This window comes from Halorubrum sp. SS7, assembly GCF_005435055.1.
Taxonomy (GTDB): domain Archaea; phylum Halobacteriota; class Halobacteria; order Halobacteriales; family Haloferacaceae; genus Halorubrum; species Halorubrum salinarum.
Genome location: NZ_SGXV01000011.1, coordinates 78306 through 94882 on the forward strand (window position 1 = coordinate 78306; position 16577 = coordinate 94882).

The 16577-nt window shown below is 71.4% G+C and carries 17 protein-coding genes and 1 pseudogene; 11 read left to right on the forward strand and 7 right to left on the reverse strand.

Annotated elements, in window-relative coordinates:
• Positions 1 to 27: 27 nt before the first annotated feature.
• Positions 28 to 846, forward strand: coding sequence for a phosphonate ABC transporter ATP-binding protein (phnC, locus tag EXE44_RS11505; RefSeq protein WP_137717250.1), 819 nt, complete (start codon positions 28 to 30; stop codon positions 844 to 846).
• Positions 843 to 1859 carry an ABC transporter permease gene (locus tag EXE44_RS11510; protein WP_121563668.1) on the forward strand — a complete coding sequence of 339 codons (1017 nt, stop codon included), beginning with the start codon at positions 843 to 845 and terminating at the stop codon, positions 1857 to 1859. The genes phnC and EXE44_RS11510 overlap by 4 nt, the downstream gene beginning before the upstream one ends.
• Before the next feature lie 4 nt (positions 1860 to 1863).
• On the opposite strand, the gene EXE44_RS11515 is transcribed toward EXE44_RS11510, so the two are convergent.
• From EXE44_RS11515 to EXE44_RS11525, 3 genes are read right to left on the reverse strand one after another with little or no spacing between them, the layout of a single operon-like run.
• Positions 1864 to 2490 (reverse strand): uracil-DNA glycosylase family protein, encoded by a 627-nt coding sequence (locus EXE44_RS11515; protein WP_137717251.1) that lies wholly within the window; start codon positions 2488 to 2490, stop codon positions 1864 to 1866.
• Between the two features lie 24 nt (positions 2491 to 2514).
• The gene (locus EXE44_RS11520) at positions 2515 to 3129 is read right to left on the reverse strand and encodes a DUF99 family protein (protein ID WP_137717252.1); all 615 of its coding nucleotides are present in this window, start codon (positions 3127 to 3129) and stop codon (positions 2515 to 2517) included.
• Complete coding sequence (locus tag EXE44_RS11525) at positions 3130 to 3312, reverse strand: DUF5786 family protein (RefSeq protein WP_007995123.1); 183 nt, start codon at positions 3310 to 3312, stop codon at positions 3130 to 3132.
• Between the two features lie 111 nt (positions 3313 to 3423).
• Between EXE44_RS11525 and EXE44_RS11530 the strand changes: the two genes are divergently transcribed.
• The gene (locus tag EXE44_RS11530; RefSeq protein WP_137717253.1) at positions 3424 to 4065 is read left to right on the forward strand and encodes an MBL fold metallo-hydrolase; all 642 of its coding nucleotides are present in this window, start codon (positions 3424 to 3426) and stop codon (positions 4063 to 4065) included.
• A 105-nt stretch (positions 4066 to 4170) separates the two neighbouring features.
• On the opposite strand, the gene EXE44_RS11535 is transcribed toward EXE44_RS11530, so the two are convergent.
• Positions 4171 to 4320 (reverse strand): 50S ribosomal protein L40e, encoded by a 150-nt coding sequence (locus tag EXE44_RS11535; RefSeq protein ID WP_006111655.1) that lies wholly within the window; start codon positions 4318 to 4320, stop codon positions 4171 to 4173.
• Positions 4321 to 4457: 137 nt separating this feature from the next.
• Positions 4458 to 4727, reverse strand: a complete 270-nt coding sequence (locus tag EXE44_RS11540) for a co-chaperone YbbN (protein ID WP_004598787.1) — start codon at positions 4725 to 4727, stop codon at positions 4458 to 4460.
• 169 nt (positions 4728 to 4896) lie between these two features.
• Here EXE44_RS11540 and EXE44_RS11545 point away from each other — a divergent pair, with 169 nt between their 5' ends.
• The 3 genes from EXE44_RS11545 (at position 4897) to hisE (ending at position 6069) form a co-directional block, all read left to right on the forward strand.
• On the forward strand, positions 4897 to 5058 hold the full coding sequence (locus tag EXE44_RS11545) for a preprotein translocase subunit Sec61beta (RefSeq protein ID WP_004598786.1): 162 nt from the start codon (positions 4897 to 4899) through the stop codon (positions 5056 to 5058).
• 91 nt (positions 5059 to 5149) lie between these two features.
• The gene (pdxT, locus tag EXE44_RS11550) at positions 5150 to 5743 is read left to right on the forward strand and encodes a pyridoxal 5'-phosphate synthase glutaminase subunit PdxT (RefSeq protein WP_137717254.1); all 594 of its coding nucleotides are present in this window, start codon (positions 5150 to 5152) and stop codon (positions 5741 to 5743) included.
• Positions 5740 to 6069: a phosphoribosyl-ATP diphosphatase gene (gene hisE / locus EXE44_RS11555; protein ID WP_137717255.1), complete on the forward strand. Its 330-nt coding sequence runs from the start codon at positions 5740 to 5742 to the stop codon at positions 6067 to 6069. The genes pdxT and hisE overlap by 4 nt, the downstream gene beginning before the upstream one ends.
• 3 nt (positions 6070 to 6072) lie before the next feature.
• On the opposite strand, the pseudogene EXE44_RS11560 reads toward hisE, so the two are convergent.
• Positions 6073 to 6270 (reverse strand): annotated as a pseudogene (locus EXE44_RS11560) (hypothetical protein); the annotation flags it as partial.
• A 47-nt stretch (positions 6271 to 6317) separates the two neighbouring features.
• Here EXE44_RS11560 and EXE44_RS11565 point away from each other — a divergent pair.
• Positions 6318 to 7250, forward strand: coding sequence for a glycerophosphodiester phosphodiesterase family protein (locus tag EXE44_RS11565; RefSeq protein ID WP_241991823.1), 933 nt, complete (start codon positions 6318 to 6320; stop codon positions 7248 to 7250).
• A gap of 69 nt (positions 7251 to 7319) precedes the next feature.
• Entirely contained in the window at positions 7320 to 9602 is a 2283-nt protein-coding gene (locus EXE44_RS11570; RefSeq protein WP_137717256.1) for a hypothetical protein, read from the forward strand.
• 21 nt (positions 9603 to 9623) lie between these two features.
• On the opposite strand, the gene EXE44_RS11575 is transcribed toward EXE44_RS11570, so the two are convergent.
• Positions 9624 to 10403, reverse strand: coding sequence for a creatininase family protein (locus EXE44_RS11575; protein WP_137717257.1), 780 nt, complete (start codon positions 10401 to 10403; stop codon positions 9624 to 9626).
• 130 nt (positions 10404 to 10533) lie between these two features.
• On the opposite strand from EXE44_RS11575, the gene leuS reads away from it, so the two are divergent.
• The 3 genes from leuS to EXE44_RS11590 form a co-directional block, all read left to right on the forward strand.
• On the forward strand, positions 10534 to 13206 hold the full coding sequence (gene leuS / locus EXE44_RS11580; protein ID WP_137717258.1) for a leucine--tRNA ligase: 2673 nt from the start codon (positions 10534 to 10536) through the stop codon (positions 13204 to 13206).
• Positions 13207 to 13284: 78 nt separating this feature from the next.
• Positions 13285 to 14712 (forward strand): kynureninase, encoded by a 1428-nt coding sequence (gene kynU, locus EXE44_RS11585; RefSeq protein ID WP_137717259.1) that lies wholly within the window; start codon positions 13285 to 13287, stop codon positions 14710 to 14712.
• Between the two features lie 58 nt (positions 14713 to 14770).
• Positions 14771 to 16577, forward strand: a 1807-nt coding sequence (locus tag EXE44_RS11590) for a PAS domain-containing protein (protein WP_137717260.1), incomplete at its 3' end; no start/stop codon positions are given.

The window sequence follows — 16577 nt, forward strand, 5'->3', positions numbered from 1 at the left end:
CTCCCCTTTCGGACAACGTCACACGCTATGCCAACGATCGAATTCGAAAACGTCACCAAGAGATACGGCGAGGACACCGTCGCCCTCGACGACGTATCGTTCACCATCTCCGAGGGCGAATTCGTCATCCTCCTCGGTCCCTCCGGTGCCGGCAAGTCGACGATGCTCCGCGTGCTGAACGGACTCACGCAGCCCACCGAGGGGTCCGTCCGCATCGGCGACGAGGAGATCCAGGGTAACCGCAGCAGCGTCGGCATGGTGTTCCAGGAACACTACCTCATCGAGAGCAAGACCGCGTTCGGCAACGCGCTGTCGGGCGCGCTCTCCCGGAACGGCCTCCTCCGGAGCGCCCTCGGGATGCACGACGACGACGACAAGCGGACCGCCCTGGAAGCCCTCCAGACGGTCGGCCTCCTCGACGAGGCGGGACAGCGCGCCGAGTCGATGAGCGGCGGGCAGAAACAGCGCGTCGGGATCGCCCGCGCGCTGGTTCAGAACCCCGAGATCGTCCTCGCCGACGAGCCGGTGGCCAGCCTCGACCCGAAGGCCGCCCGCGACGTGATGCGCTACCTCAAGAAGGCCGCGACCGAGCAGGACCTCACGACGATCACCAGCCTCCACCAGGTGAACATCGCGCGCGAGTTCGGGGATCGGTTCCTCGGGATCCGCGACGGCGAGGTGATCTTCGACGGCGACGCCGACGACCTCACGATGGACGAGATGGACCGGATCTACTACGGCAGCGCACAGGACGGCAAGACGGTCCCGACCGGGACGACGAGCGAGGAACTGGGCGAGACCGACGCCGAGGCCGACGCGGCCGCAGACGGGGGGCGAGAGGCGTGAGCTCCCCGTCCGACTCCGCGATCGCCGACCAGTTCCGCTCGCTCGAACGGCTCCGGCGCCTCAAGTACCTGCTGTGGAGCGCGCTGCTCGCCGCCGTCCTCGGCGTCACCTACTGGGGGCTCGGCTTCATCGGGTTCCAGCCGAACGTCGTCGCCGGACGGCTCCCGGCGATGTACGAGTTCATCGCGACCGGCTTCTTCCCCCCCGACTTCCAGAACTTCACGATCTACACCAAAGACCAGGGGATCACGGGGCTTCAGGCGATCCCGGCGAGCTTCGGCGAGGGCGGCGCCCGCATCGTCGAGAGCTTCCAGTCGCCGCGGCAGACGCTGGTGAAGGCGAGCCTCGTGACGCTCCTCCTCGGCTTCATGGGCACCGTGTTCGCCTTCCCGTTCGCGCTGATCCTCGGCGTACTCGGCAGCGAGCGCGTCACGCCGTTCCCGTTCAACTTCATCTTCCGCGGGACCCTCAGCGGCATCCGCGCCATCCCCGCGATCGTCTGGATCTTCCTGTACATCCCCGTCGGGCCGCCGGGACAGGTGACGGCGGTGCTCGCGATCGCGACCGACAGCATTGGGAACCTCGGCCGCCTGTTCACCGACGACCTCGAAGAGATCGAGGAGGGGCCGATCGAGGCGATCCGGTCGACGGGCGCCTCGGGCACCCAGACCGTGAGCTTCGGGATGCTGAGTCAGGTGTCGCGCTCCTTCATCGCGTGGACGCTGTACATCTTGGAGATCAACACCCGGATCGCCATCTCGCTCGGGGTCGTCGGCGCCGGCGGCCTCGGGCTGATGATCCGGAACAGTCAGGACCTCTTCGAGTTCCAGCAGACCGCCGCGGGGCTGGTGATGGTGTTCATCGTCGTCCTCGGCATCGAGCTCATCTCCTCGCGGATCCGCGCCCGGCTCCGGCCCGGCGAGCACGAGGGGAAGGGACTGATCGAAGCGATCCGCGGCCTGTTCGACGCGAAGAAGTGGCTCGGTATCGGCGACGGTCCCAAGCGGGACTGAGCGCCTAAAACTCTCCGAGCCGCGACTGGCCGTCCCCGCCGTTTTCCCCGCGCTCGCCGACGCCGCTCAGCTCGGCCGCCCGCGCTATCGTCTCGAAGAAGCCGTCGCGCTGGCTCCGGTCGTACAGCGTCGCCGCCGGGTGAACGGATAACAGTACGCGCCGCGACGCGCCGACGAGCCGCGCGTCCACCACGTCGCCGGACGCCGAGGTGATCGCCACCGACCGGCCGAGGAGGTGTTCGCTCGGTACCTTCCCGAGCGTCACGATCAGCGTCGGATCGAGCCGGGTTATCTCCGCTTCGAGGTGGCCGCGGCAGTTCGACAGCTCCTCGCTCGTGGGGTCCCGGTTGTCGGGCGGTCGGCACCGCACGCAGTTCGTGATCCGCACGTCGGCGCGGGCGAGCCCCGCGTCGCGTAACGCCTCGTCGAGCACGTCGCCTGACCGCCCGACGAACGGCTCCCCCTCCTCGTCCTCGGTGGCGCCCGGCCCCTCGCCGACGAACAGCAGGTCCGCGTCCGTCGGGCCGACGCCGTCGACGATCCGGCTCCGCGACGCGACCAGTTCCGGGCACCGCTCGCAGGCGGGCACGCGGAGGTCCTCGTCGAGCCCGTCGCCGCCGTGTTCGCTCATGCCCACGGGTCCGGGCGCGGCCGTCTAAGGTGCGTCGGTCCCGGGGAGCGCTCGGTCGCCCGTCACCGCCTCGCGGTGGGCGCTCGCCGCGAGCGCGGCGACCCGGAGCGGCTCGCAGCGGCGGAAGCCCTCCCGGGTGAGCCCCCTGACCGCCGCCGCGGCGCGCTCGGGGTCGAGGCCGGCCGCGCGGACGAAGCGGGGGTCGTCGGGGTCCGGCGCGTCGCCGTCCGCGTCCGCGGAGCCGACCGGAACGCGGGGCGGCAGCGAGCGGTACGTCGCGAGGCGGTCGGCGAGGGCGTCGCCGTCGAACGCGTCGCGCAGGGCCGGGTCGAGCCCGGGGCTCGCCTCGTAGCTCACGGCGTACACCGGGCGGTCGAGCGTCTCGCGGAGTCGGTCGAGGTCGAGGAGGTTGAACCACGCCGGCGCGACCCCCGCGCAGGCGACGTGGCGGACGTCCTCGCGGCCGAGCGCGCGCCAGCAGTCGATCGCGGCGTCGGTCGCGTCTGTTCCCCCGACGGTACACCGCGCGAACGCGACGCCGTCGGGCGTCCCGTCGGCGCGGACGACGACGCCGGCCGCGTAGCTAACGTCGCGGGCGTCGGAGAACGCGACGCCGAGCGTGCGGCTCGGCGCGGTCACTCACGCGTCCTCGGACTTGATCTCCTGGAGCCGATCGAGAAGCTCGTCGTTCGAGGCGCCGGGCTCGTAGTCGACGGACCCCTGGTGGGTCTCCTGGGCAGCCCGGACACCGTCGTCGTCGTCGAAGTCCGCGTCCAGGTCCTGATTCTCCTGTTCGGACTCGTCGTAGCTGCCGAAGCCCATCTGTGTGTAAAGTTAACGGCGGGTGTCAAATAAATCCACGGCCGCCCGCGGGGGAGAGACGCCGCGCGGCCGCGGCTGTACCCTTTTGTCGCTCCGCGAGCGAGTACGGACATGGAGCCGATCACCGTCACCGCGGACGCGGAGGAGTTCACCTGTAACGCGTACCTCGCCGTCGGGGACGCGACGACGCTCGTCGACGCGGGAACGATGCCGGGCGTCGACGACGTGATCGCCGACGCGCTCGACGACGCCGGCGTCGACGGGCTCGACCGCGTCGTGATCACCCACCAGCACCACGACCACGTGGGCGAGCTCGACGCGGTGGTCGACCGCTTCGACCCCCGGGTGTTCGCGTACGCCGACCACCCGCGCCGCGACGTGGCGCTCGAAGACGGCGACGAGGTGCTCGTCGGGAGCGAGGCGTGCGAGGTCGTCCACACGCCCGGCCACGCCGACGACCACGTCTCACTCGTCGGCGAGGAGCGGCTCTACTCCGGCGACGTGGTCGTCTACAACGACGGCGCCTTCGACGACGGCTCGTTTGGCCGCACCGACATGGCCGGCCAGTCCCGCGAGCGCCTGATCGAGAGCCTCCGCGAGATCCTCGACCGCCTGCCCGAGACGACCGCGGCGATGTTCCCCGGCCACGGCGACGTCTACCGCGCCGCCGACGGGCCGGACACCGTCCGCGAGGTGATCGAGCGCGCGACGGAGCGCGCCGAGCGCCGGGAGCCGAAGTACCCCGACGAGTGAGCGCGGAGCGCGACCGAACCTGGGAACGCGAGGGAGACGCGCAGCTGGCCGTCGAGGGGGAATAGCTCGGAGGAAGGGCCGGGAGCGGCCCGGCGGCAGACCGGATTACGCGGCGCGGCGCTCGGTCGCCTTCGGGCGGAGCTTGGTGTAGCCGCACTTGCGGCAGCGCTCGGCCTCGGAGGCGTTCCGGGCGTTACAGCGCATACAGATCTGTCGGTCGAGCATGCGGCGTTCGGCGGCGTCGAATTTGGCCATACCGTCACTGCGCGTGCGGTGCTGTAAAAGGTTGCGAGACGCCGCGGCGGCGGGTCGCGTCCCCGAAGCGGCTGTCTGAGAGCGTTCGGGTGCGGCCATCGGCCGCGAGAAGAACGGTTACCGAACGGGACCGACGGTCAGGCGCCCGCTTCCGTGAGGGCGGCCTCGATGTCCTCGCGCTGCGTGACGCCGACGAAGCGGTCGACGACGCCGTCGTCGTTCTCGACGATGAGCGTCGGGAGCGAGCGGACCTGGTACTGGTTCGCAACGTCCTGCTCCTCGTCGACGTCGACCTTCTGGAGCTCGAACGCGTCGCCGAGGTCCTCCTGAATCTCCTCCAGGATGGGGTCTTGGGTCTTACACGGGCCGCACCACTCGGCGTGGAAATCCAGCAGTCGAACGGTCATAGTCGGCGTCATCTATCGCCGGCCCGCGCATAAGGGTTTCCCACTCGTGTACGCCGGCGGTCCACGCGGCGCGATCGGCGGCCGCGACCCGGCCCGAGGACGCGGCCGCGGCCCGTCGGCTCGGGCGGCGAACGAAACGTTTACGCCGCGTCGCCGTCCAGCAACGGACATGAGTGGTTCCAACTCCGGCGGGCTGATGTCCAGCGCGGGACTGGTCCGCTACTTCGAGAACGAGGACCGGAACGCCATCGCGATCGACCCCAAGACGGTCGTCGCGTTCTGCGTCCTCTTCGGCGTGTTCGTCCAGATCCTGTCGCTGACCGTCGCGTAGGCTTCCCTTTCTCCTCGCACCGACGGACCGAGCGCGAACCGTTCGCCCGCGTAGCGCGCCCTTTTTCCACGCGCCCGCCCCACCCCTTCGTATGAAAGCAGGCGTCATCGCCGTTCAGGGCGACGTGGCCGAACACGCCGCCGCGGTCCGCAACGCCGCGGCCGCCCACGACGAGTCCGCGGAGGTCGTCGAGGTCCGGGACGCGAGGATCGTGCCCGACTGCGACGTCCTCCTGATGCCGGGCGGGGAGTCGACCACCATCTCCCGGCTGATCCACCGCGAGGGGATCGCCGCCGAGATCGAGGAACACGTCGCGAGCGGGAAGCCCGTCCTCGCGACCTGCGCCGGGCTCATCGTCTGCTCGAACGACGCGAAGGACGACCGGGTCGACCCGCTGGGGCTGGTCGACGTCTCCGTCGACCGCAACGCGTTCGGCCGACAGAAGGACTCCTTCGAGGCGAAGGTGCCGGTCGCCGGCCTCGACGACCCCTTCCACGCCGTGTTCATCCGCGCGCCCGCCATCGACGACGTGGGCGACGGCGTCGAGGTGCTCGCGACCGTCGACGACCGCCCGGTCGCGGTGCGCGACGGCCCGGTCGTCGCCACCGCGTTCCACCCGGAGCTCACCGACGACCCGCGGATCCACGACCTCGCTTTCTTCCCCGAGCGGGAGGTGGTCGCGTGAGCGATCAGGGTCCGGAATCCGGCGAGGAGTCGGCGGCGCCGCCCGACGCGGTCCTCGACGAGCTGTTCGCCACCATCGAGTCGCGGAAGGAGGAGCTGCCGGAGGGGTCGTACACGACCTCCCTGTTCACCCACGAGAAAGGCGAAAACGCCGTCTTAGAGAAGATCGGCGAGGAGACGACGGAGGCGATCCTCGCGGCGAAGGACGACGACCGCGACGAGCTCACCGCGGAGAGCGCCGACCTCGTCTACCACCTGCTCGTGGTGTTCGCAATGAAGGACCTCGACGTCGACGACCTCCGCGGAGAACTCCGCGACCGTTTCTGATCCTCAGCGCTCGCGTTCGAGCTCGCGGTCGATGTCGTCGACCTCCTCGGTCTCTAACTCCTCGCCGATGCGGCGCTCGAACTCGGCCTCGCTGATCTGTCCCTCCACGTACTGCTGGCGGAGGCGGTCCTGCCGGCTGCTCCCGGTGTCGGCCGAGGTCGACGAGGCGGAGCCGAGGGAGTCGAGCGCGTCGCCGCCGACCGCGAACTTTTGTCCGCGGGGCCGAACTGCCCCACGAGGACGGCCCCGTGACCGACCCCAGCGCGCCAGACGCGGCGACCGCCCCGTCCCGCAGAGCGGTGCTTCGGCGGTGGGGGTCGCTCGCGGTCGGCGGGGCGGCGACCGCGGGGTCCGCCGCCCTCGCGGGCTGCGCCGGGCGCGACGGCGACGAGACGACCGGGGCCGACGGCGACCGCGGCGCCCCCGACCCGCCCCTGATCGCGCACCGCGGCTTCGCGGCCGAGAACCCGGAGAACACCGTCGCGGCGGTCGAGGCGGCCGCGGCGACGACCGACCGGATCGAGCTCGACGTGCGCCGCTGCGGGACGGGCGAGCTCGTCGCCTTCCACGACGCGACGCTCGGCCGGGTGACGGACGCGACCGGGCGCGTGAGCGAGACGCCGTACGAGCGGCTCGCGGCCCTCTCGGTCGAGGGCTCCGGCGAGCCGGTGCCGACGCTCGCGGACGCGCTCGACGCCGCCCCGGCGGACGCGTGGGTCATGCTCGACCTGAAGGAGCGGGGCGTCGCGGCGGACGCGGTCGCGGCCGGCGCGGACCGCGACCACGGCGTCGCCGTCGCCGCCGACGACCCGACGGTGATCGAGGCGGCGACCGCGGCCGACCCGGCGGTGCCGACCGTCTACGGCGTCCGCGAGTCGGTCCCGGCGCGGGCCCTCCGACCCTTGGTTCCGGGACCGGTCGGCGGCGCGTCGCCGCCCCAGTGGGCGTATCCGCCGCAGGACGTGGCAGGGATGATCGAGACGGCGACCGATCTGGGGTGTGCGGCCGTCTCGCCGCGGTACGAGCTGTGTCTCGGGACCGACCTGGTTCCCCGGGCGCGGGACGCCGGACTGCGGGTGCTGCCGTGGACCGTCGCGTCGGTCCGGGAGTACGAGGCCGTCGCGGCCGCCGGCGTCGACGCCGTCGTCTCGGACGTCTCCCGCGACCGGCGCGAGACGTGACAACCGAGACGAAAGAGCGGCGCAGGGGCGACAGAAAGGTTATTCGTCCGGCCTTCGTGGTTCCACGGAATGGATCGGCACTCCGACGCCGGCGACGGCGCGGCCGGGGGCGACCGGGGCGGAGCGCTCGGCGGCGGCGAATCGAACGAAGCGTCCGACGGGACGAGCGCGACCGGCGTCGACCGGCGGACGGTCCTCGGCGCGCTCGCCGGCGCCGGGAGCGCCGCGGTCGCCGGCTGCTCGGGCTCGCGGCCGGACGACGCCGCGACCACCGACGTGGAGTCGGACCGGCTCGACGAGCTCGCGGCGCGGTTCGCGCCGACGCTGTACTTCGACGCCGCGGAGCCGTGGTTCCCGACCGACCCGCGGCCGTACACGGTCGAGGAGGACGGCGAGACGGTCGTCGACGGGTTCGAGGCGTTCAACGGCTACCACGAGCGGTACGACGAGGCGGGCGAGCCGCCGGCCCCGACGGTGTTCTACAACGGGATGCGGTACGAGGACTCCCCGCTCGCGGTCGTCCAGTTCTGGTTCTACTCCGCGTTCGACCAGTTCACGGCGAACTTCCACTGGCACGACTGGGAGGTGCTCCACGTGTTCGTCGACCTCGACACGGGCGACCCCCAGCTGTACGTCGCCAGCTCGCACTCCCGGAGCGTCCCGAACAACGAGTTCCTCGACCCGGACCCGAACGTGGTCCCCCGGATCCTCCCCGAACTCGGCTCGCACTCCAGCACGCTCTCGGTCAACGAGGAGGCGGACACCTTCCAGCGCGTCGGCGAGGAGGGGCTCCTCGCGGACATCACGAACACGACGATAGACACCGTCGAGGACCTCCTCGGGATCCCGATCGCGTACGGCCTCCCCCGGGACGAGGGGGCGCGGCTCCCCTTCGTCGTCCCGGAGTACGAGGGCGAACCGATCTACGACCACCCCGACCTCCCCGCCGTCAGCGAGGGGTCGCTCGTCGACGGCGCCCTGACGATCCGCTCGCTCGACGCGCTGCGCTCGCCGCCGACCGACCTCCCGCTCCGCGAGACGGGGACCGCCTTCCGCCACGGCGGGCGCCCGGCCGACGGCGAGGACGCCGCGCTCGCCGAGGAGGCCGCCGAGTCGGTCGTCGAGTACGACCTCGTCGAGAGCGCCGAGCTGGAGGACATCTCGGCGTTCACCGGCCCGCAGCTCAGCTTCGAGTTCGCGGTCCCGCAGGCCGTCGAGGACGCCGTCGCGAGCCACATCACGACGACCGGCGTCCCGTGGGACCAGCCCCGCTACGAGAACCCCGCGCTCGACATCACGGCCGGCAACCACCGGTCGGAGATGGCCGCCCGGTACGACGCGATCGCCGACGACCCCTCGTTCGGCGACGGCGCCGCGGAGGCCCTCGACTCGGTCGTCGCTCGCGTGACGCGGGCGACCGAGAGCGACGAGGCGCCCGACGGCGAGGGGCTGACGACGACCGGGTCGAGCGTCGAGTCGTTCGTCCTGATCGAGAGCGACCCCGAGGCGGTCCCGACGTTCGCCGGCGGCGTCGCGGTCGCGAACGGCGTCCCCGAGGGCGACCACCGCGTCACGGTCAACGGGGCCGGGCGCGCGCCGCACAGCGAGACGCTGACCGTCTCGGCGGACGAGCCCGTGACGACCGCGGGCGTCGACGGCGAGATCCCGCTCGTCGCCCGCGAGGACGCGCGGAAGGTGGAGCTGTCGGACGCGGAGAGCGACGCCGACCTGACCCGGACCGCGATCGAGGACGACTTCGCCGGGCGGATCTACGACTCCGCGATCGACGGGAGCGACGCGGCCTACGTCCACGCCGGCGGCGCGTACACGACCGAGGTCCGCGACGCGGACGACGAGGTCGGCGCGTACCGGGTCAATCCGGACCCGTCGACCGGCGACGGGGGCGAGGACGGCGGGCCCGACCCGATCCGGATCGAGCGGCCGGAGACGGGCGCGGCCCCCCTCGCCGGCTACGTCGCCGACGTGGCCGAGGAGACGCGGGCCGCGGTCGCGGCGGCGGGGGGCGACGGCGACGACAGCGACGGTGACGACTCCGGGAACGGAGGTGGCGGCGGGAGCTCCGGCGGCCCCTCGAACGCCGTCAACGGGCTCGAACGGGCGCTGGCGGCGGCGGTCGAGGCCGCCGAGCGGGCCGAGGAGCGCGCCCGGGAGGGCGACGCCGAGGGGACGGAGCGACAGCTCGCGAACGTCGCCGACCGGATCGCTCGGATCGAGGAGCGCCTCGCGGCCGCGCGAGAGGGCCTCCCGCCCGGGCTCGCGAACGCGACCGGGAAGCGCGTCAAGCAGGCGACGAAGCGCGTCGAGCAGGCGCAAAACGCCGACAAGCTCTGAGGCGGCGCGCCGCTCGCCCGGCTACTCCGCGAGCTCGTCGACGAGGAGGCAGATGTCGGAGACGGCCGACTCGACGAGCGCCTCCCCCTTCTCCGCGGTCGCGACGGTCGGATCGCCGATGTTCCCGGCGGGCGTCAGTTCCCCCATGTCCCTCGCCGTCAGCGACCAGCCGACCTCGTTCTCCCCGAGCGCGTCGTAGTCGGTCAGCGGCAGCGACTCCGCGGGCGGGTCGACGCTCTCCGCCCGGTCCATGTGGACCAGCTCCGGGAACAGCGCGAGCATGATGCTGGTCTCGAACTCGGAGGCGTGGAAGGAGACCTCGCCCGTTCGGACCTCCTCGGCGACGTCGGCGAAGACGTTGACGAGCGGGACGTGGAACGCCCGCACGTCGCGCTCGGAGCGGAGCCGCCGGACGACCACCTCCAGTTCGGGGTCTTGTGCGAGGTAGTGGCCGTTCAGCAGGAGGACGTTCTCGATCCCCCACTCGCTCGCGGAGGCGCAGATGTCGAAGAGGTACCGCTGGAACGTCTCGGTCGAGACGGTGAACGTCCCCGGCTTGAACGTGTGGTGCGGGCTCACGCCGTACCAGACCGGCGGCGCGAGCAGCGCCGAGCTCCGCGCGATCACGCGCGCGCCGATCGCCTCCGGCATGTACGCGTCGACGCCGAGGGGCATGTGGCGGCCGTGCTGTTCGGTGCTGCCCACCGGCACCAGCAGCGTCCGGGTCTCCTCCAAGGCGGCCTCGATCTCCGGCCACGTCATCTCGGCGACGCGTCCCGATCCGGGCTTCGTGTCGGACATACCGCTGCGTCGGACGGCGGAGATAAAACCCGAGCGGTGCGGCCGCTCGCCGCCCGCGGGGCGGTGTGTCACGGGCCACCAGTGGATGGAAAGCTATACGACGCCGAACCGACCACGAGTATATAAGCAGATGTCTCAGGAGGGATACGACCACGCGACGGTCGAAGAACGCTGGCAGGAGGCGTGGGAGGACGCAGACGTGTACCACGTCCCGGACGACGCCGACGATCCGACGTACGTCCTCGGGATGTACCCGTATCCGTCCGGGAAGCTCCACATGGGGCACGTCCGCAACTACACCATCACGGACGCGTACGCCCGCTACCGACGGATGCGCGGCGACGACGTGCTCCACCCGATGGGGTGGGACGCGTTCGGGCTGCCCGCCGAGAACGCCGCCAAGGAGCGCGACACCAACCCCCGCGACTGGACGTTCGACTGTATCGACACGATGCGCGGGCAGATGAAGTCGATGGGGTTCGGCTACGACTGGGACCGCGAGGTCACCACCTGTACCCCCGAGTACTACCGCTGGAACCAGTGGCTGTTCCGCCGCTTCCACGAGGCCGGCCTGGTGGAGCGCCGCGACGCCGAGGTGAACTGGTGTCCCTCCTGCGAGACCGTCCTCGCCGACGAGCAGGTCGAGGGCGACGCGGAGCTGTGCTGGCGCTGTGACACCCCCGTCGAGACCCGCGAGCTCGACCAGTGGTTCCTGAAGATAACCGAGTACGCCGACGAGCTGCTGGAGGCCATCGACGAGCTGGAGGGGTGGCCCGACTCCGTCCGGCAGATGCAGCGCAACTGGATCGGCCGGCAGTACGGGAGCGAGGTCGACTTCGAAGTGGAGGGTCACGGCCCCGTCACCGCGTTCACGACCCGGATCGACACGATCCACGGCGCGACGTTCTTCGCCGTCGCGCCCGACCACCCGATCGCCGAGGAGCTGGCCGCGGAGGATGACGACGTGCGGCGGTTCATCGAGGAGGAGGCCGACCCCGACGGCGACGAGCCGAACGGCGTCGAGACCGGCCTCACGGCCACCAACCCCGTCACGGGCGAGGAGATCCCCGTCTACGTCGCCGACTTCGTCCTCTCGGACGTGGGGACGGGCGCGCTGATGGCGGTCCCCGGCCACGACGAGCGCGACCACGCGTTCGCGACGAAGAAGGGCGTCGAGATCCGGCCCGTGATCGCGCCGGAACCGGACGACTGGGACGGCGAGACGGTCCCCGACGCGCCCGACGTGACGGAGGAAGCATTCACGGAGGACGGCGTCGTGATCGACTCCGGCGAGTACACCGGCCTCGACAGCGAGACCGCGCGGGAGCGGATTACGGAGGACACCGAGGGCGCGAGCGAGGCGACCCAGTACCGCCTGCGCGACTGGGGCATCTCCCGGCAGCGCTACTGGGGGACGCCGATCCCGATCGTCAACTGCGACGACTGCGGGGCGGTCCCGGTGCCCGACGAGGACCTGCCCGTCGAGCTGCCGGAGTTCATCAACACGACCGGCAACCCGCTGGACGCGGCCGACGAGTGGCAGGCGACGACCTGTCCCGAGTGCGGCGGGCCCGCGACCCGCGAGACGGACACGATGGACACGTTCGTCGACTCCTCGTGGTACTTCCTGCGGTACGTCTCGCCGGACCTGACGGACGCCCCGTTCGACCGGGAGCGCGCGAACGACTGGATGCCGGTCGACCAGTACGTCGGCGGCATCGAACACGCCGTGATGCACCTGCTGTACTCGCGGTTCTTCACGAAGGTGCTGGCCGACGAGGAGGGCCTCGACCACCGCGAGCCGTTCACGAACCTGCTGGCGCAGGGGATGGTCCAGCTGGAAGGCGAGAAGATGTCCAAGTCGAAGGGGAACGTCGTCTCGCCCCAGCGGATCGTCGACGAGTACGGCGCCGACACCGCGCGGCTGTTCATGATGGAGGCCGCCCAGCCCGAGCGCGACTTCGACTGGTCCGAGGAGGGCGTCCGCTCCACGCACCGCTTCCTGACACGCCTCAGCGACCTCGTCGAGGCGTACGCCGCGGGCGAGGTGGCGACCGCCGGCGACGACGCCGACCGCGACGAGATCGACGACTACGTCGCCGACGAGACCGACGCCGCGGTCGCCATCGCGGGCGCCGAGTACGACGACCTGACGTTCAACGTCGCGCTGCGGGAGGCCCAGGAGCTGGTCCGCACCCTCCGGAGCTACCGCGAGGCCGCCGAGCCGCACCCGGCCGTCTTCGAGCGCGGGCTGGACGTGGCCGTGCGCCTGCTGGCGCCGGTCGCGCCGCACCTGGCCGAGGAGCTGTGGGAGACGCTCGGCCGCGACGGGTTCGTCGCCGAGGCCGAGTGGCCGACCGCGAGCGTCGACCGCGACACCGTCGAGCGCCGGCGCCGGCTGGTGGCGAACACCCGCGAGGACGTGCGCGACATCGTCGACGTGGCGGGGATCGAGGACCCCGAGCGGATCGACGTGGTCATCGCCCCCGACTGGAAGTACGACGCCCTACAGATCGCGATCGACAGCGACGCCGACAACCTGATCTCGGAGCTGATGGCCGAGAGCCACATCCGCGAGCGGGGCGACGACGCCGCCTCGTACGGCCAGGACCTCCAGGCGAACCGCGAGGCGCTGCGCGAGACCCTCGACGGCGACGCCGAGTACGACGCCCTGCGCGCGGCCGCGTGGCTGATCGAGCGCGAGTTCGACGCGCCGGTGCGCGTCGAGCGCGCCGCGGACGCCGACGAGGGCGTGGTCAGCAAGGCGGAGCCCGGCCGCCCCGCCATCGACATCGTCGAGTAGCGGCCGACGCCCGGCGAGGGATCCGGCGGGCGCGGCCGCCCCCGGAAACGCTTAGTCGCCGGCGCGGTCCCTTCCCGTATGGACGACCCGTACGCTCCCGCTCGCGAGGCGCTCGCGGGCGAGGGGCTCGGTAGCGGCGGCCCGGACGACGGCGACGCGGACGGCGCCGACCCCGCCGTCCTCGCCGCCCGGCTCGACGACGCGGACCCGCTCGCCGGGTTCGCGGACCGATACCGGATCCCGGACGACCTGCTCTACATGGACGGCAACTCGCTCGGCCCCGCGAGCGACGCCGCCCTCGCGAGCCTCGACCGCGTCGTCGACGAGTGGCGCGACCTGCTGATCGCGGGGTGGACCGACGCCGACCCGCCGTGGTTCGAGGTGGGCGAGCGGCTGGGCGACGCGCTCGCGCCGCTGGTGGGCGCCGACCCGAGCGAGGTGGTCGTCGGCAACTCGATCACGGTGAACATCCACACCCTCGTCGGCACCTTCCTCGACGAGCTGCTGGCCGGGAACGGCCCGGACCGCGAGGGGTTCGAGCGCGCCGACGGTGAGTGGGCGCCGGGCGGCGACACCGAGGTCGACCCCGCGATTCTCGTCAACGAGCTCGACTTCCCCTCGGACCACTACGCGATCCGCGCCCAACTCCGCCAGCGGGGGATCGACCCCGACGAGAAGCTCCGGGTCGTGCCGAGCCGCGACGGGCGGACGATCGACCCCGGAGACGTCGAGGCCGCGCTGGACGCGCACGACGACGTGGGGATCGTCTTCATGCCGACCGCGCTGTACCGGTCGGGGCAGCTGTTCGACGTGGAGCGGATCACCGAGGCGGCCCACGAGGCGGGCGCGTACGCCGGCTTCGACGCGGCCCACTCCGCGGGCGCCGTCCCGCACGAGTTCGACGCGGCGGGCGTCGACTTCGCGGTGTGGTGCACGTACAAGTACCTCAACGCCGGCCCCGGCTCGATCGGCGCGCTGTTCGTCGCGGAGCGGCACCACGGGCTCACGCCCGCGCTGGCCGGCTGGTGGGGCCACGAGAAGGCGACGCAGTTCGAGATGAACATGACCTACACGCCGGCCGACTCCGCGGGGGCGTGGCAGATCGGCACGCCGCCGCTGCTCGCGGCCGCGCCGCTGGAGGGCGCCGTCGAGCTCCTGCGGGAAGCCGGGATCAAGCGCTTGCGCGAGAAGTCGCTCGCCCTGACCGACTTCCTGATCGCCTTAGTCGACGACCGGCTCCCCGGAGTGTCGGTCGGGACGCCGCGCGACCGCGACGCCCGCGGCGGCCACGTCGCCCTCGAACACTCCGAGGCGGAGCGGCTGAGCGCGGCGCTGAAGGACCGCGGCGTCGTCGTCGACTTCCGGCCGCCGAACGTGGTGCGGGTCTGCCCCGCGGCCCCGTACACCTCCTTTGCCGACGTGCTGGAGGTCGTCGACGAAATCGAGGCGATCCTCGACGGCGGCGCGCACGAGAAGTACGCGACGAGCGAGGGTGGCGTGACGTAGCGGGCGCGAGACCTCTCGGATCGGAATTACTTATATTCCGGCCGGGTAACTCAGATGTATGAACGGTCGACAGGGACCGCCCTCCGAGTCGGAAGCCGATCTCGCGGTCGGGGGCGAGGAGCGGGGCGTCTACGAGACGATCTTCTGCGAGATGGAGGACGCGGTCTTCCTGATCGACGTCGAGGCCGGAGACACGGGGTACGACTTCCGGTTCCGACGGACCAACGCGTCTCACCAACGGCTCACCGGCATCTCCCTCGAAGAGATCCGCGGCAAGACGCCGCGGGAGCTGCTGGGCGAGGAGCAGGGCGCGGCGGTCGCGGAGAACTACCGCCGCTGCGTCGAGGCCCGCGAGACGATCGAGTACGAGGAGGCGCTCGCGCTGCCGGAGGGCCGGAGAGAGTGGCAGACGCGGCTGAGCCCGGTCGTCGACGAGGGGTCGGTGACGCGGATCGTCGGCGTCGCTCGCGACGTCACGGAGCAGCGAGAGCGGGAGCGGACGGTCCAACGGATCAAAGACCGACTCGAACTCGCGGTCGAAGGCGCGAACCTCGGCGTCTGGGACTGGGACATGACCACTGACGAGGTCGAGTTCAACGACCAGTGGGCGGAGATGCTGGGTCACTCGCTCGACGAGATCGAGCCGCACCTCGACGCGTGGGAGCGCCGCGTCCATCCCGACGACCTCCCGGCGGTCGAGGACGCTCTGTCGGCCCACGTCGACGGCGAGACCGAGTACTACGACGCGGAACACCGGATGCGGACCGCGTCGGGCGAGTGGAAGTGGATCCGTGACATCGGGAAGGTGGTGGAGCGCGACGAGGACGGCGGACCGGTGCGCGCGGTGGGGATCCACCTCGACGTCGACGAGCAGAAGCGACGGGAGGAGGAGCTGCGACGGACCCGACGACTGATCGAGCGAACGCAGGAGAGCGCGTCGATCGGGTGGTGGGAGGTCGACCTGGTCGACGAGTCGCTGACGTGGAGCGACGAGGTGTACCGCATTCACGAGCTACCGACGACGGAGCCGGTCGAGCTGGAGGACGGAATACAGTTCTATCATCCGGACGACCGCGACGCCATCGAGAGCGCCTTCGAGCGGCTACGAACGGAGGGCGAGTCGTACGACCTCGAGCTGCGGATCGTCACGGCGACCGGTGAGACCCGGTGGGTCAGGGCCATCGGCGACCCTCAGTTCGGCGAGGACGGAGCGGTCACCGGAGCGCTCGGACTGTTCCAAGACATCACGGAGCGGAGAGAGTACGAGGCCGCCCTCGAATCGACGCGCGAGGAGCTCCGGCAGATCATCGACCTGGTGCCGGACCTCGTGTTCGTGAAGAACCGCGAGGGCGAGTACCTCCTGGCGAACGAGGCGACCGCGGCGGCGTACGGAAAGACGCCCGAGGAGGTCGAGGGGAAGACCGAGGCGGAGATCATTCCGGACGTCGAAGACTCGGAGGCGTTCCGACAGGACGACTTGGAGGTGATCGAGTCGGGCGAGCCGAAGGCGGTCGGCGAGGAGACGCTGACCACGGCTGACGGGGAGACGCGCATCCTCCAGACGACGAAGATACCGTACGAGGCCCCGGACACCGGCGAGGACGCGGTGTTGGGGTACGCCCGCGACGTGACGGAACTCAAGGAGTACGAGCGGACGCTTGAGGAACAGCGGGACAACCTCAAGCTCCTGAACCAGGTCGTCCGCCACGACATCCGGAACCAGCTGATGGTCGTCGAGTCGTACACCGAGTTCCTCGAAGAGTCGCTGCCGGACGAGCAGAGTCGGACGTACGCGCGGACGGTCATCGGCGCGGCGCGGCAGGCCGCCGACATCACGGAGACCGCCAGAGACGTCACCGACGTGC